Source organism: Hydrogenoanaerobacterium saccharovorans (assembly GCF_003814745.1).
Taxonomy (GTDB): domain Bacteria; phylum Bacillota; class Clostridia; order Oscillospirales; family Ruminococcaceae; genus Hydrogenoanaerobacterium; species Hydrogenoanaerobacterium saccharovorans.
In genome coordinates this window covers 1,188,277-1,203,588 of sequence record NZ_RKRD01000001.1, presented here as the reverse complement: position 1 = coordinate 1,203,588, position 15,312 = coordinate 1,188,277, and the positions used below count along the sequence as shown (strand labels likewise).

The window sequence follows — 15,312 nt, the reverse complement described above, 5'->3', positions numbered from 1 at the left end:
AAATGTAAAAGCATATAAGCTGTTATCAAAAAAGTTATACTAAACCATAAATTCTCTGCGAAACAGCTCATTTTTTTGCTAAATTAAAGTAGAATATGTAGATTTTGTAAACAAAATAATGTATGATAGCAAGTAAGTATTAATGTCGATTTTTATCTTCAGGCAAAGGAGTATTTTCTAATGGAAAATTATCAAGTAGGGATTAAAAAAAATTTCAACAAACTGGCTTGTGGCTTTGTTTCCTTACGTTTGGGGAAGAAAATCACTTTGTTATATGCAAGCGAAGAATTTTTTAATATTATCGGCTATACTCGCAAGGAATTTTTATATTTCAACCAGCAAAATATTAAGCATATTATTCCAGAGCAGGATTTTTTAAAACTGATAGCCATTTTAAACCCCCGCCACACAAAGAAGGACACGAAGTTTGAACTGAGTATTGTAAAGAAAAACGGCAGAACTACCCGCTTATTAATTAATGGACACTATACTCAAGACGTAGATGGGCAGCAGATTTTGCAAGTTGCTGTGATAGATATTACCGCAATAATCGAACAGCAAAACATTCTGTTTGAATTTATGGATAGTATCCCCGGTGGTGCTGCAAAGATAAAATTTAATGCAAATCATATTGAGTTATTGTTTGCATCGGGGGGATTTTATCGTTTGGGTGGATATACACGTGATGAATACGAAATGTTGAAATGCAACGTAAATGGGTTTCGATTTGCTGTCAGTGAAGATGCACAAAATTTAGTGCATACTGCTGTTTCTCAAATAGAAAACGGCGAAAATGCAAAACTGGAATTTCGCATCCGCCATAAAGATAGCAGAATAGTATGGGTAATGATGCAAAGCAGTACCATACGCAAAGAAAAAAGCGGTTACATCGCTTCATGCGTTTTTTCAGACATTACGGAACAAAAACGTTTGACAGAACATCTTCGTCGCAAAGCCCAGTTAGACCCTCTCACCAAACTCTATAATAAAATAACTTGCGAGAAATTAATTAATAAGCGCCTGATGGAAAGCAGCAAAAACCAACATCATGCGATGATGGTTATAGATATTGATAATTTTAAAGGTGTTAACGACCATCTCGGCCATTTGTTCGGTGATACGGTGTTGGGTGAAATAGCAGCAAAAATGCGTCATGTACTTGACGAATCGGTTGTTATTGGGCGTGTAGGCGGCGATGAATTTGTAGTATTTGTGCAAAATGTAACAATGTGCGAAGTGGTAGAGAAATATGCCGAAATTATATGTAATATCTTTCGCTGTACATATTTAAAAGATCGTAAAGATTGTAAAATATCGGGCAGTGTAGGTATTGCAATGTACCCTCAGGATGGTACATCTTATATCGAATTGTTCAGCAATGCCGATCAGGCACTTTATTGTGCTAAAAATCAAGGAAAAAACCGCTGTGAGTTATTTAAAAGCAAAACATTTAATAAAGTTACGATAATATAAAATCAAGACCAACCGATAAACAGTTGGTCTTATTTTTATTCAGCAGTATTTTTTAAATTGTTACGTTTTCTAACCAATGAGACTGCAAGAAGAATTAACGGTATAAATATTTGCAGTACAGGGGCATATATCCTGTAAGGCTCTAAAAATGATATCATTTCCATAGTATTGGCAAATGCGATACCTGAAACAGCAATCATAAAAACAGCTACGGGTGCCACAAATTGCTTATATTTCTTTATGCCAAACAATTTTGCAATTCCTTTACAAGCAGCGTACATACAAATGCATACTTTTGCAAGACCGGAAATAATAAAGTTACCCGTAACAAGCACTTCTATACGTGAAATAAATTCCTTAATATTAATTATACCCACTGCTGAATAGGATGGAAAATACAAAGACTCCAAAACAGGCATACCAAGAACCAGCAGATTTCTTATCATTGCAACTAAAAGTAAAGTACCGCTAATTACCAGAGCCGTGATATAAACTCTATATGGGTTTGTGTTGCGATCCATACATTGTGCTACAGACAAAAAGAGCACAATTTCTCCAAAAGGAAAGGAAACATGGTATAAAGAACACGATAAGATTTTGCTTAAGCTATTCCCAAATATTGGTTGTATATAACTTAGATCCAAATTATTGATATTCATAATCACCGTAAGAACAATTACAACAAATACAATCGGCATTACTATTGCTGCACCGCGCCCCAATATCTCTATACCTTCTGCTATTGTCCACATACATATTAAACCAATTGCAATTGCTACTGCAAATTGGGGGGTTTCGGGCAGCGATACGGTTTGAATAAACTCTGTAAAATTTCGTATAATCATTGCGCCAAGATGAATCGCATATATCGTAAAAATGATTGTTAATATCGCACCGGCAATTTTGCCAAAGCAATCATAAAACATATCATAGATATTTTTACCCGGATGCAATTTGCAAAGTCTCCCATATACAAGACAAATTGGTATCATAAAAGCAACTGCTAAAATAATAGAAATCCACGAATCTTGCTTGGCGGATGTATTACCGCCCATTACCAGCGAACTGCCCAAAATATAAATAATCATAATGTTAATCATTTGTTTGGATGATATAATTTCTTTTTCCATTAATTGGGTGCACCTCCTTACGATGAAAAAATAAAGTTTTATTTAAAAAAGTAGTGATATAAATTTAGAAATACCGATGCAATGCTAGGAATATGAACATTAAATACTAAGCAGCTTTGTATGATGAACCCTAAAACCATTATAACCACGCAAACGCCAAATGCTTTAGATTGTTTTTTACGATATAAAGGCATTAAATCAGTTATAAAAATAATGGTGTACAAAATTAAAAAAAGAATAAAGAAAAGCATTACGATTCCCCAATCTTAATAGTTTTGTACGTAGTACCGCTGCCTCTGATATCCACTTTAGATTTTACATTTACTTTAACGGTTGGAAACGTTTTTACCCAATTATCCTTATATTCTTGCCATAAACCATTGTTTTTTTGGTGCATAGTATCTCCAAACCCAAAAACATCCACTCCAAACTCACTTTGAACTTTTTGAATAAGATTTTTTATTTTCTGTTCTAATTGCGCGTTGTAGATACTAATAAATCCTTCTCTTGTAATGTTTTCATGCTTAAATTCTTCTGGTACTACAACAGATTCAGTATTTATATTAATAACAAGTTCTCCGTTAACTTTTTCCGGTTTCACTTTGGTTTTATTTTTATAAATTTCTGTACTTATAAAATGGTTTGCTTCTTTATCGGCTTGTACAGATATTGTACCACTTTTTATTTCGTCTTTAATAAACAGAAAAATTTTTGCATCTTCTTCATTTAAAAATCCAATTAACTTATCCTTATTAAAAACCGCTATACCAGATAATTTAAAGGTATCTCCATCATCGATTGTGGTAATAACATCCAACGCAGGGGTTACAGGGGATATCCCATCCGATTCTAAAATATTAATCATCTGGTAAACTTCACATTTATAAGATTCCGAAAGACTGCTTTCGTTAGATGTAAGCATTTCGTCAATTTCATAAGAGGCTATAGGGTTCATAATCGTTTTCTGCTTTAGTATCTCCAATGCCGTTTGGGATTTAGAAACAACAATATCCATCGTTAATCTCATTTCATGGTCTCTGATTACCGTATCAACGACAGGGATTATTCCCTCTTCTGCAACTGCTTTACTAAACACAATCACCTTGCAATGCCCAAAATACAGCTTTTTTGAGGTAATACTAATCATTCTTCGCACTGATTCCAAAATTGTATCTCCGTCAGCTTCAACCAACGAAGTCTGCACACCTTCTTTGCCGTCTCCGCCTTCCATACTGATGATTTCAACCGTAACATGATATTTTTTTCCATTTCTTCCTACATCCACAGCAAGACCGGATACATTTGCTTGTTGGTCGATTTCTGCATAGTTCCAACATCCGCAAAACAGAAACAGATTGAGTGTTAGTATTATTACAATCGATACTGATTTTTTAATCACATCAACCATCTCCATTCTGCGAACTTCTCACTGGATTTACGTGCGAAAACTTCGGCCTTGTTTTCATAAACCACCACGGTGCCCTTATAAAATTATCTTTCATATCCTGTGCTTTATAAGCAGTAATTTGTGAGGTATACTTAACGCCGAAAGACCGAATAGATAATATATTTATGAGTATTCCTATCAATCCAAACAGATAGCCGTAAAACCCAAGAACTGCAGAAAAAATTAAAAGAGAATACCTTAGCAAAATGGATGTCCCTTTGATCCCCGGATTCATAAGCCCGGTAATTGCAGTTATTGCTACAATGATAACCATGGGAGCACTGACAAATTTCGCCTCAACCGCTGCCTGGCCGATAACCAATGCACCTACCACACTCAAAGCCTGCCCAATATTAGAGGGCATACGAATGCCGGTTTCTCTGATGCATTCGAATACCAACAGCATTACCAAGCACTCTATAAATGTAGGAAACGGTACACCTTGGCGCGATTTTGCAATGTTTAGTGCCAAAGTGGTTGGAATCATTTCTCGGTGAAAGGTGGTTAAAGCTACATAAATGGCTGGAACACTGATTGATATCAAAAAGCCTACGATTCGTATTACTCTTCCAAAAGATGCGAAATAGTAATTCAGATAGTAATCATCACCCGACTGAAAGTTTTCTATAAACAAGTAGGGCATTGTCAATACAACCGGAGTACCGTCTAAAATCAGCGCCACGCGCCCTTCGAGTAGTTTTGCTGCAACGATATCGGGTTTTTCTGTAACTCCTATTGTCTTGTAACTGCAGTTTGGCGAATCTTTTATCAATTCCGAAATATAGTTCGTATCCAGTACACCATCTATATCAATTTTATTAAGCCTGCGGTCGAGTTCTTTGAGCAGTTTTTTGTCTACCAAACTATCTAAGTAGCAAATACATGCCTTGGTGTTTGTTCGTGTTCCAAAAGTTTTAAATTTAAATTTTAAATCGCTTGTCAGTAATTTTCTGCGTATCAGAGATAAATTTATCATTATGGATTCGGTAAAACCTTCTCGCGGCCCTCTTAACGCCTTTTCGGTGTCAGGTTCTGATACTGAACGCAGCTGCCAACCTTTTGTGCTTATAATTAAAGCTCCGCAAACACCGTCTGCAAATAAAACAGTATCTCCGTAAATGATGGCTTCACTGACATCTTTAAAATTATCCGTTTGCTTTACATCGTTCGAAACGATTACCTGCGTTTGAATCAAATCCAAAAGCTGGTTGGTAGGGCATAAGATACTGTTTATTATAATTGGCATAATAATATTTTCGTTGATTATCTTGTTATTGACCATTCCATCTATAAAAAAAATGCAGCATTTTACACTATTCTGGTTTTGATTTGAAAATTGCCTTGAAATCAATGTATCGTCATCTTTAAAAATATCTGTTATCGTATTTATATTAACGGCTAAACTTCTATCCATTGAGTATTGATTGTAATCAATTGTTCCGTTTTGCTGCGCAAGTGATTGCTCATCGTTTTTATTATCAGACACTTAAAAACCTCCTCTTCTTTTCATACGTAAAAGTATTATTCTCAAAAAATTTTACAAAATTACTCTTTTTTAAAATTTTTATGAGTTTTTTCAACAAAAAAAGCTACGGTAAATCCGCAGCTATCAATTTCTTTCTTTAAATGGTTAGTATTATTTATTGCAGTATTTTATCTTTCATAAAAAAAACAGCAGGTAATACCTGCTGTTTTTAAGTAACTGTTTTGTTTTAATTTATTTTTCAAAATATCTGTTTAAAAGGCCTTGGAATGCACAACCGTGGCGTGCTTCATCTTTACACATTTCATGTACAGTATCATGAATTGCATCGAGGCCAAGCTCTTTCGCACGAGTTGCAATTTTTTTCTTACCCTCACAAGCACCATGCTCTGCAGCAACTCTTAACTCAAGGTTCTTTTTCGTATCTGCGTAAACTACTTCGCCCAATAATTCTGCAAATTTAGCAGCATGTTCTGCTTCTTCGTAAGCAGCTTTGGTGTAACAAGCAGCTACTTCGGGGTAGCCTTCTCTTTCTGCCTGACGAGCCATTGCAAGGTACATACCTACCTCGGTGCACTCACCGGTAAAGTTCATTCTCAAACCTTCTAAAATCTCAGCATCAACACCGGCAGCAACGCCTATTCTATGCTCATCTGCATAAGACATTACCGAATTACTTTTTTCCTCAAACTTAGAAGCAGGAGCTTTGCACTGGGGGCAAAACTCAGGTGCAGCTTTTCCGGTGTGAACATAACCGCATACAGTACATACAAAAGTTTTCATTATAAATTCCTCCAAATTTTCTTTCAATATTATGTAAATAGGAATTGTTCCTGTTTTTAGTATACCACGGTAGTATACTAAAAGCAAGACCAATTATAAACAAATCATATTTATATAATTTGATTATAGCATGTTTACCGCTTAGTTGTAACAGTATATTTAAAGATTAAAATTTTTTATTATAATTCTATCTAACTTGAATAATGGCAAATTACTTACAAATAATACAACTAAAGTGAGGTGATTAAAATGGATAGAAATGAAAACAGAAACAATCAGTCTACTAACGATAGAAGCAATAAGGGTACTTCTAACAAGAATACCAATAATCAGGCTTCTGATTGCAAAGATAACATGAATAGAAATTCGAATAACAACAAAGCAGATAACAATCGAACAAATAACAACCGAGCAAATAACTCTAAATAATCAAGTGGTATATTACCGAAAAAGACTGTCACGGATAACCGATGGCAGTCTTTTTATGCTTATTTGGTTTTGTTTTGTATGGGTTTAAACCCTTCGCCCATTATTTCACCTGCTTCGGCTACAATAATAAACGCTCTTGGGTCAATATCGTATACCAGATTCTTCAGCTTATGAAATTGGTTTTTGCGCACAGCTGAGAGCACAACGTATTTATCGTTGCCCGAATAGGCACCTTTTCCTGCCAGCAGTGTTGCACCGCGGTCTAAATCATTGATTATCGCCTTGGATATTTCCTGACTTTTTTCTGAAATAACCAATACCATTTTTCCCACATCAACACCATATAACAGAGAATCTAACACACGTGTACAAGTAAAAATGGCAATGAGCCCGTACAGTGCCGATTCCAACTGGCGATATACAAATGATGATGTAATCAGAACCACACAATCTACAAGCAGCATCGCCCTGCCCATAGGGATATACGGAAACTTTAATTGGAGCAAGCGCGCAGCAATGTCGGTGCCGCCTGTGGTACCCCCTCGCATAAAGATAATAGCAAGGCCCGCACCGATACCAACACCGCCAAAAAGTGCCGCCAAAAGCGGATTTTTTGTGTACACCGGCAAAATAAAGTTCATCACATTCAGAATAAGCGACATGATAAATACACTTTTTAATGTTTTAACTGTCATTGCCTTGCCTAACAATTTAAAAGACAAAAACAATAGAGGAATGTTAATGAGCAGTGATACCGTTCCGATTGGAGCACCCAATAAATAGTTGATCATGGTAGCAATTCCTGTAACACCGCCGGGAGCAATATGGTTGGGCGCAGTAAACATATGTACACCGACAGCATAAAGCGTTGAACCCGCAATATCAAAAAGAATATCAGTTAACCAAACTTTCGCCTGTTCGGCACTTAGATGATTCATACAACACGCTCCAAGTATCAGACTTGATTTTCTGCAGGTAAATTTAAAATAATACAATCAAATAAATCGTTGATACGGTTGAGTTTTCCACCCAAATACAGATAACCAAACAAAGCCTCCACTCCGGTTGCTTTACGGTATTCCAACACATCGGCATTTTTAGGCGCATGTACGCCGCTGCTGTTGCGCCCGCGGCGTAAAATATCCGCTTCATCTTCAGGCAGTGTATCCGATATCAAATCGTATACACGCGCCTGAAAAGATGCTTTTACCATTTGTACTGTTTTTTTGTGTAATTTATTTGGAGGCATACTGCCTGCTTTGGTAACATGCTCACGTACCAAAAGTTCGTAAACAACATCACCCATAAAGGCAAGTGTAAGCGGGCTGAGCAACTTAGGGTTACTTCCCTGCCTAGCTAAATCTAACATAAAACCATCCTTATTCCATGCATATTAATGCACGTAGTCGAACTCAAAGTCGAGGATGCTGACCGTGTCACCGTCTTGAATGCCCATTTCATCAAGCTTATCGATAATCCCACTGTGCCTGAGCACACGCTGAAAATATTGCAGAGATTCATAGTCATCCATATTCACAGAGCCAAGCACAGGTGCAAGCCAATCTGCATCTACCACGTAAACTCCATCTTCAACCGTAATGCTAAATGCCTGCTTATCTTTGGGCTCCAGTTCAGACAAGGGGATTTCTTCTTTTTCATAAATCTTGATTGGGGGAAGTGTGTCAAGCAGCTTGGATACTCCGTAAATAAGCGCATCTACGCCTTGTCTTGTTGCTGCAGAAATTGGATAAAACGGAATACCTTTGCTCTCTATATATTCTTGAAATGCTGCTATCTGCTCATCCGTTGCCATATCACATTTATTTGCTGCAACAATTTGCGGACGACTTGCAAGCTCTTCGTTAAAGTTTACAAGCTCTTGATTAATCTTTTCAAAATCTTCGATAGGGTCTCTTCCCTCTATGCCCGATACATCAACAACATGTACATTCAGGCGGCAACGCTCAACGTGACGCAAAAACTCGTGCCCTAAACCAACACCCTCTGATGCACCTTCAATCAAGCCCGGAATATCCGCCATAACAAAAGATTTGTTCTCGTCAATACGTACCACGCCAAGTACGGGAGTAAGCGTAGTAAAGTGGTAATTTGCAATAGCAGGTTTTGCTTCACTGCATACAGAAATCAAACTTGATTTACCCACATTGGGGAATCCCACCAATCCCACATCTGCAAGAAGTTTCAGTTCCAGTACCACATCAAAGGACTCACCGACAAGCCCCGGTTTTGCAAAACGCGGAACTTGACGTGTGGGAGTAGCAAAGTGGCTATTACCCCACCCGCCTTTGCCGCCTTTTGCCACAATATGAGGCTCAGGGGTAGATAAGTCTGCTAAGATACGGCCTGTTGACGCCTCTTTTACAAGAGTGCCCTGAGGCACCTTAATAATTAAGTCGGGGGCATTTTTACCGGTACAGCGTTTAGAAGTACCCGGCTCGCCGTTTTGTGCAAAATAACGCTTTTTGTATTTAAATTCAACCAAGGTGGAGACATTGGTATCCACCTGAAATACAATGTTGCCGCCTTTACCGCCGTCCCCTCCGTCGGGGCCGCCTGCTGCAACATATTTTTCGCGGTGAAACGATACAGCGCCGGCGCCACCGTCTCCCGCTTTAATTTTAATTCGTGCAATATCTACAAATGCTGCCATTGAATTTCACCTCTCTGCGGGATGCTCCCGCCGGCAGCGGGCAACGCCCGCAGGTTAATCGGGCAAAGGATTATTTGCAAACCAATGCCGCGAGTACTTATATACTTTTTATTCTGCCAGATTTCAGCTTTGTCATACACTGATTTTAAGACTTATTCGCTGTGCTACTTTGCTAAAATCTATCAATAAAAAATCCCGAGTGAACACTCGGGATTTTAGCTGCTTATGCAATTAGATTACTGCTCTGCGTAAACAGAAACCTTTTTACGGTCTTTGCCCCAGCGCTCGAATTTAACTTTGCCGCTTACAGTTGCAAACAAAGTGTCATCGGAACCACGGCCAACATTTTCACCCGGGTGAATATGTGTACCACGCTGACGAACCAAAATGTTGCCGGCCAGTACAAACTGACCATCAGCACGTTTTACACCAAGTCTTTTGGACTCGGAATCACGGCCGTTCTTGGTAGAACCAACACCTTTTTTATGTGCAAAAAATTGCATGCTAATTCTTAACATATCGTTACACCTCCGAAATGATCAATTTTAGGTTTTTCGGGTAATCTTCCGCTAAAAGTTGCATTTGCAGGCAGAACGCACACATCAGTGTGTCTGCTGCCGCATCATTGCAATCCTGCGGTAACTTCAAAGAGATTTCGTTTTCGCCAACTTTAACATCGGCAGAGATTTTTAAAATCTCGGTAATACCGTTGACAGTTAGCTGCAAAGCAGACGAAACACTCGCGCATACAATGTCCTGTCCATATTCGGCAAACATCGCATGACCCGATACTGCGAATGCTGTGTATCTGCCCTTTTCAAAACGAAATTCAGCAGAAATCATAAATTGAATTCTCCTTACAGAGCAATGCTTTCGATCTCAACCTTAGTATAGGGCTGTCTGTGACCGATTTTTCTCTTAGAATCTTTTTTAGGTCTGTAGGTAAGAATTGTAATTTTTTTGCCTTTACCATTTTTGATGGCTTTTGCGGTTACTTTAGCGCCGGATACATAAGGTGCACCGACAACCATACCATCGTCTTTGCCGACTGCAATAACTTTATCAAAGTTAATTTTTGCATCAGCTTCAACATTCAGTTTTTCGATGTAAACAACGTCGCCTTGTTCAACGCGGTATTGTTTGCCACCGGTTTCAATAATAGCATACATATTGAATGAGCCTCTTTCTTTCAGTCTCGCTATTGTCAGGCGATGCTTTCGGGCAAATTTCGCCATTTGGGCATACTTCTAGCCTGTAATATGCGGCTTTTATATGTTACCATAAACAATTATGTTAGTCAAGTAAAAATTCGCTTTGCAACCAGCATTAGCTGTAAATCGTCTGAATTATCTGTTTTTAGCAGAAGTAATGGTGTTTTTAAGCAGCATTGATATGGTCATAGGCCCTACGCCACCCGGCACAGGGGTAATGTAACTGCATTTGGGTTCCACCGCGGCAAAATCCACATCACCGCAAAGCTTGCCGTTTTCGTTGCGGTTCATACCCACATCAATTACCACAGCGCCTTGCTTTACCATATCTGCGGTAACAAAATTTGCTTTACCCACAGCCGCCACCAAAATATCGGCGCGGCGCGTTACCTCTGCAAGGTTTTTGGTACGCGAATGGCAAATTGTTACCGTGCCGTTTTGATGCAGCAACAGCATTGCCATGGGCTTACCCACAATATTGCTTCTACCGACGACCACACACTCTTTACCTGCAATCTCTATCCCCGTCTCTTTGATAAGCTCCATAATTCCTGCAGGTGTGCAAGGTAAAAATTGATAGTCGCCAATCATAATTTTGCCAACATTGGCAGCGTGGAATGCATCCACATCTTTTTTAGGAGATATTGCCTCGATAACAGCTTTTTCGTCGATGTGCTCGGGCAGCGGAAGCTGAACAAGAACACCATCAATATCTGCTTTTTTATTGAGTTTATCCACCAATAACAGCAGCTCATCTTGTGTTGTTTCGGCAGGCAGCGCATATTTTTCAGAATGGATGCCGATTTCTTCGCAGCCCTTTTCTTTGTTGCGCACATAGGTCTGTGAAGCTTGGTCATCCCCTACAATCACTACAGCGAGCCCCGGTACAATGCCCTGCTGTTTCAGCTGTTCTACTTCTGTTTTAAGCTGTACGCGTATTTTTGCAGATACCGCCTTGCCATCAAGAATTACTGCCATTGTTATCATCCGCCTTTTTATCATCTGTTTGTTGCTCTTGTTCACTTTCTTCAATTGGTTCTTCTTTTAAGATTTCCGCCTTATCTTCTGCATCGGCAGCAGGCTGCGCCGCATCTTTTTTGGTATAGAAAGTGCCTTGGCGAATCATCTCTGCCTCTTCGGTATGCACGTACAGTTTAAGATACTCGGGGTTATTCTCTCGTTTTATACGGGCACGTACTAAAAACCAAATAACGATTGCAGCGATAACACCCAACAGCGACAGCATTTGCGAAACACGTATGCTGCCTAACATCAAGCTATCGGTACGCAGCCCCTCAATTACAAATCGGCCTGCACCGTACCATGCAACATAAAGCAGTACAAGCTCACCATCAAAGCGACGGTATTTGGTATACAATGCAATTACAATAAAACCGATGAGGCACCAAACCGATTCGTAAAAAAACGTAGGGTGTACGGGCATAGTGGGGTCAACGGCTACACCGTACTTTGCAAGTTCGGCCTGATTGGATGTGAGATACCGCTCTATGGCAGGGCCAGCCATACCCCATGGTAAAGAGGTATTTGCGCCGAATGCCTCGATGTTGACAAAGTTACCCCAACGGCCTATCGCCTGCCCAATAATCACACCGCCTGCCGCAAGATCCATCATGGGAAGAATGCGAACTTTGCGGTATTTGCACATCAGCAAGCCAACAATCACCGCACCGATAAGGCCGCCGTAAATTGCAATACCGCCCTCCCATATTTTGAAGACATTCATGACATTGTCCTTATATTCATTCCACGAAAAAGCAACGTAGTAGGTTCTTGCACCGATGATACCGCCGATTACCGCTACCAACAGAACATCAATTACACGGTCACCATCCAGCCCAAAATGTTTGGTGCGCAGCATTACATAGCAAATGCCCGCGAGAAAAGCCACCGCCATAATGATGCCATACCACGCTATAGCATAGTTTCCGATGTGAAAAGCCTCACGGTTAAGGTAGAATTCAAGTCCCAATCCCGGAAAGGTTAATAATTCACCCATGGTTGAACCTCCAATTAGTTAAATCTATGTAGCGGCAGGTTGCCGCTTGCATGCTTATCAGAATTACGCAACTATTCTGCCGGATGAATGATGGAAATGGCACTGTGCTCACGCGAGAAGTTATCATTCAGCCGTTTGGTAAGCTGATTTAAAGTACAGTCTGCTATAAGGTCAATTAACTCATAAACATTAAATTCACAAAAGTGCGATTGCATCAAAGCACTTGCAACACCTTCGACATTATTAAGCATACGGATATATCTGCCATAGATTGCTTTTCTGCAGCGGTCAAATGCTGCCGGGTCTATCCCCTCGCGCTGCACCCGTTCAATTTCTGTGCAAATCTCATCATAAACTTTATCTGGGTCACGCGATTCACCCGAAAACAGCGTAGCAATATAATCTCTGCCGGCAAACACTTCACTGCCAAAGGTGGAATTGATGAGTGCACTGTCGTACATTCTGCGGTACAGCGGTGAGGCTTCGCCTGCAAGAATTTCGATAAGAATCTCATCCAGAACCTGATTCATGGCATTTTCGCGTTTGCTGCCCGTTATTTCTTTAAAGCCGATATTAAACATGGGCATTGCAACAGGCAGCTTCATTTCAACACGCGGTTGGTTTACAGTTCTCGGCTCATCGGGTACTTTTGCCTCAATCGAAACATCTTGAGCAGGTTTTAAAATACGGTCGGCAACTTCAAGTACCGTATCAATTTCAAAGTTGCCTGCAACAACCAGTACCATATTATTGAGGTTATAGAACGTGTTATAGCAGCGGTAGAGCAAATCTGCATCAATTTCAGCAATCGATTCGACGGTTCCTGCAATATCAACGCGAACCGGATTGTTCACGTACAATGCACCAAGAAGATTGAACAAAACGCGCCAATCGGGGTTATCGTCGTACATTTTAATTTCTTGCCCGATAATACCCTGTTCTTTGCGGACAGTTTCTTCGGTAAAATACGGGTGCGTAACAAAATCGAGCAAAATTTCGATGGATTCTTTAAAATTATCGGCGCAGCTGAACAAGTAAGCAGTTTTGTCAAAGCTGGTAAACGCATTTGCCGATGCACCGGTTTTAGCGTAACGTTCAAATGCATCACCGTCTTCACTTTCAAAAAGCTTGTGTTCAAGATAATGCGCTATTCCCGCAGGTACGGTGACAAAATCCTTGTCTTGTCCTGTTTTAAACGTAGTATCGATGGAGCCGATTTCAGCACCAAAAAGTGCATAAGCCGAACTGAACTGGGGTTTGGGGCACAACAGCATTGTCAGCCCCGATTTATGCTTGATTTTTACATAGCGCTCATTCAGCCTATCGGATGAAATTACGGTTTTATTCATCTGCTTCATCCTCCTTGCCGGTTAAGAAATAGACGGTATCCAGTGTAATCTTTTGTGCTGCTTGCATAATTTGTTCTTTGGTGATGCGTTCAATCTGCTCTGCATTTTCGATAGGGGACTGGTTGGTACCGCCAAGAATTTGGGTTAAATACCAGTTTTCCAATCCGCTTAGACTATCGATGGAAGATTTCAAGGCGTTCACCAGCGCGAGGATGGTGTTGTCCAGTTCTTCTTGTTCAAACTCACCTTTTTTTAGAATTTCGAGCTGTTTTAATATTTCTTCTTGCGCTTTTTGTTTGTTTTTGCCTTCAACGCCGCTATCCACCAACATACTGCCCGTAGCTTTATCAAAACGAGCAGCACAGTAGTAGCACAAACTATATTTTTCACGGACATTGAGGAACAACCGCGAAAATGGTGTACCGCCGTAAAGAGCGCACATCAATTTAGAGGCATTTGCCTCTTCGAGATTATTGAGTTCACCAATGCGAAAGCCCATAACCAATTTACCTTGGCTGACATCCATACGGTCTGTTTGCTCGGTTACTTTGTCTGCGGTTTTTTTGGTTTTGATGTGTTTGTATTCAAAAGGGCTGCGGCTTTTTTTAGAAAAACTCTCGGTAAATATTTTTTCTGCATCGGTAGGGTCACCGCAACCAATAAACAGTATTTCAACCACTGCACGGTTGATTGCCTCGTGGTAGGCTTTTACGGCACTTTGGGGGGTAATTTTCTCTGCTCTTTCTTTGGTACCGTATTTTTTGATTGCAAATGGCTCGCCCGCAAACAGCAAAGACTGGCAACGGCTGACTGCATAATCGCGTTTATCATTAATCTCCGATTCGATGGTATCGATTAAATACTGTTTTTCCAGTTGAAAATCCTGCTCATCGAATACACCGTCCACAAGGTACGGGTCGAGCAAAAGGTTGCTGACCAGTTTTGCACATTCGGCAACAACAGGTTCGTTGTCAATGGTATAACGGTCATCTAAGGTTTGAATAGAAACATTGAGAATTTGATATGCGCCGTATTTCCGTACATCGGCATCCAGTGAGGCACCATAAAGCTCACAAAGACGCTCGTTAAGGCGGGTAAAATCGGGGCATTGCTGAAAGCGTTTTCTTAAAATAAACGGTACAACAGCGGTATCGGTGACAGTATTTTCATCAAGCGGCAGCACCAGATTACAAGAAATCCTGTTGGATTTGAACTTGGAATCGATGACAGTGCTCCAGAAAACGCCATCGCATAGCTGTTTACGAACCATGTTGTTCATTCGGTCATCTCCCAATCATTGCGCATCATGTGCGCGATTT

15 protein-coding genes are annotated in these 15,312 nt (G+C 40.0%); 1 reads left to right on the top strand and 14 read right to left on the bottom strand.

The annotated features are described in order from the left end of the window. The first annotated feature begins 180 nt into the window (after positions 1–180). Positions 181–1,473 carry a sensor domain-containing diguanylate cyclase gene (locus EDD70_RS05630; RefSeq protein ID WP_092752149.1) on the top strand — a complete coding sequence of 431 codons (1,293 nt, stop codon included), beginning with the start codon at positions 181–183 and terminating at the stop codon, positions 1,471–1,473. Positions 1,474–1,508: 35 nt separating this feature from the next. Here the strand turns inward: EDD70_RS05630 and EDD70_RS05625 are convergent, their stop codons facing one another. The 14 genes from EDD70_RS05625 to yfmF form a co-directional block, all read right to left on the bottom strand. Further along, entirely contained in the window at positions 1,509–2,603 is a 1,095-nt protein-coding gene (locus EDD70_RS05625; RefSeq protein ID WP_092752151.1) for a GerAB/ArcD/ProY family transporter, read from the bottom strand. A gap of 250 nt (positions 2,604–2,853) precedes the next feature. After that, positions 2,854–4,002, bottom strand: a complete 1,149-nt coding sequence (locus EDD70_RS05620; protein WP_162840802.1) for a Ger(x)C family spore germination protein — start codon at positions 4,000–4,002, stop codon at positions 2,854–2,856. A 1-nt stretch (position 4,003) separates the two neighbouring features. Beyond that, a complete protein-coding gene (locus EDD70_RS05615; protein WP_242943074.1) occupies positions 4,004–5,536 on the bottom strand; it encodes a spore germination protein in 1,533 nt (510 codons plus the stop codon). Between the two features lie 231 nt (positions 5,537–5,767). Continuing rightward, on the bottom strand, positions 5,768–6,316 hold the full coding sequence (locus EDD70_RS05610) for an NADH peroxidase (RefSeq protein ID WP_092752157.1): 549 nt from the start codon (positions 6,314–6,316) through the stop codon (positions 5,768–5,770). A gap of 488 nt (positions 6,317–6,804) precedes the next feature. Continuing rightward, the gene (locus EDD70_RS05605) at positions 6,805–7,683 is read right to left on the bottom strand and encodes a YitT family protein (protein WP_092752159.1); all 879 of its coding nucleotides are present in this window, start codon (positions 7,681–7,683) and stop codon (positions 6,805–6,807) included. Between the two features lie 17 nt (positions 7,684–7,700). After that, entirely contained in the window at positions 7,701–8,114 is a 414-nt protein-coding gene (locus EDD70_RS05600; RefSeq protein WP_242943075.1) for a Mini-ribonuclease 3, read from the bottom strand. Between the two features lie 24 nt (positions 8,115–8,138). Beyond that, positions 8,139–9,416: a GTPase ObgE gene (obgE, locus tag EDD70_RS05595; protein WP_092752161.1), complete on the bottom strand. Its 1,278-nt coding sequence runs from the start codon at positions 9,414–9,416 to the stop codon at positions 8,139–8,141. Between the two features lie 236 nt (positions 9,417–9,652). After that, positions 9,653–9,934, bottom strand: a complete 282-nt coding sequence (rpmA, locus tag EDD70_RS05590) for a 50S ribosomal protein L27 (RefSeq protein ID WP_092752163.1) — start codon at positions 9,932–9,934, stop codon at positions 9,653–9,655. 4 nt (positions 9,935–9,938) lie between these two features. Next, positions 9,939–10,259: a ribosomal-processing cysteine protease Prp gene (locus EDD70_RS05585; RefSeq protein ID WP_092752165.1), complete on the bottom strand. Its 321-nt coding sequence runs from the start codon at positions 10,257–10,259 to the stop codon at positions 9,939–9,941. Positions 10,260–10,273: 14 nt separating this feature from the next. Next, a complete protein-coding gene (gene rplU, locus EDD70_RS05580) occupies positions 10,274–10,585 on the bottom strand; it encodes a 50S ribosomal protein L21 (RefSeq protein ID WP_092752167.1) in 312 nt (103 codons plus the stop codon). 177 nt (positions 10,586–10,762) lie between these two features. After that, on the bottom strand, positions 10,763–11,605 hold the full coding sequence (gene folD / locus EDD70_RS05575; RefSeq protein WP_092752169.1) for a bifunctional methylenetetrahydrofolate dehydrogenase/methenyltetrahydrofolate cyclohydrolase FolD: 843 nt from the start codon (positions 11,603–11,605) through the stop codon (positions 10,763–10,765). Further along, entirely contained in the window at positions 11,589–12,644 is a 1,056-nt protein-coding gene (lgt, locus tag EDD70_RS05570) for a prolipoprotein diacylglyceryl transferase (protein WP_092752171.1), read from the bottom strand. The genes folD and lgt overlap by 17 nt, the downstream gene beginning before the upstream one ends. 71 nt (positions 12,645–12,715) lie before the next feature. Then, positions 12,716–13,993, bottom strand: a complete 1,278-nt coding sequence (yfmH, locus tag EDD70_RS05565; RefSeq protein WP_092752173.1) for an EF-P 5-aminopentanol modification-associated protein YfmH — start codon at positions 13,991–13,993, stop codon at positions 12,716–12,718. Beyond that, entirely contained in the window at positions 13,986–15,272 is a 1,287-nt protein-coding gene (gene yfmF / locus EDD70_RS05560; RefSeq protein ID WP_092752175.1) for an EF-P 5-aminopentanol modification-associated protein YfmF, read from the bottom strand. The genes yfmH and yfmF overlap by 8 nt, the downstream gene beginning before the upstream one ends. Positions 15,273–15,312 lie beyond the last annotated feature (40 nt).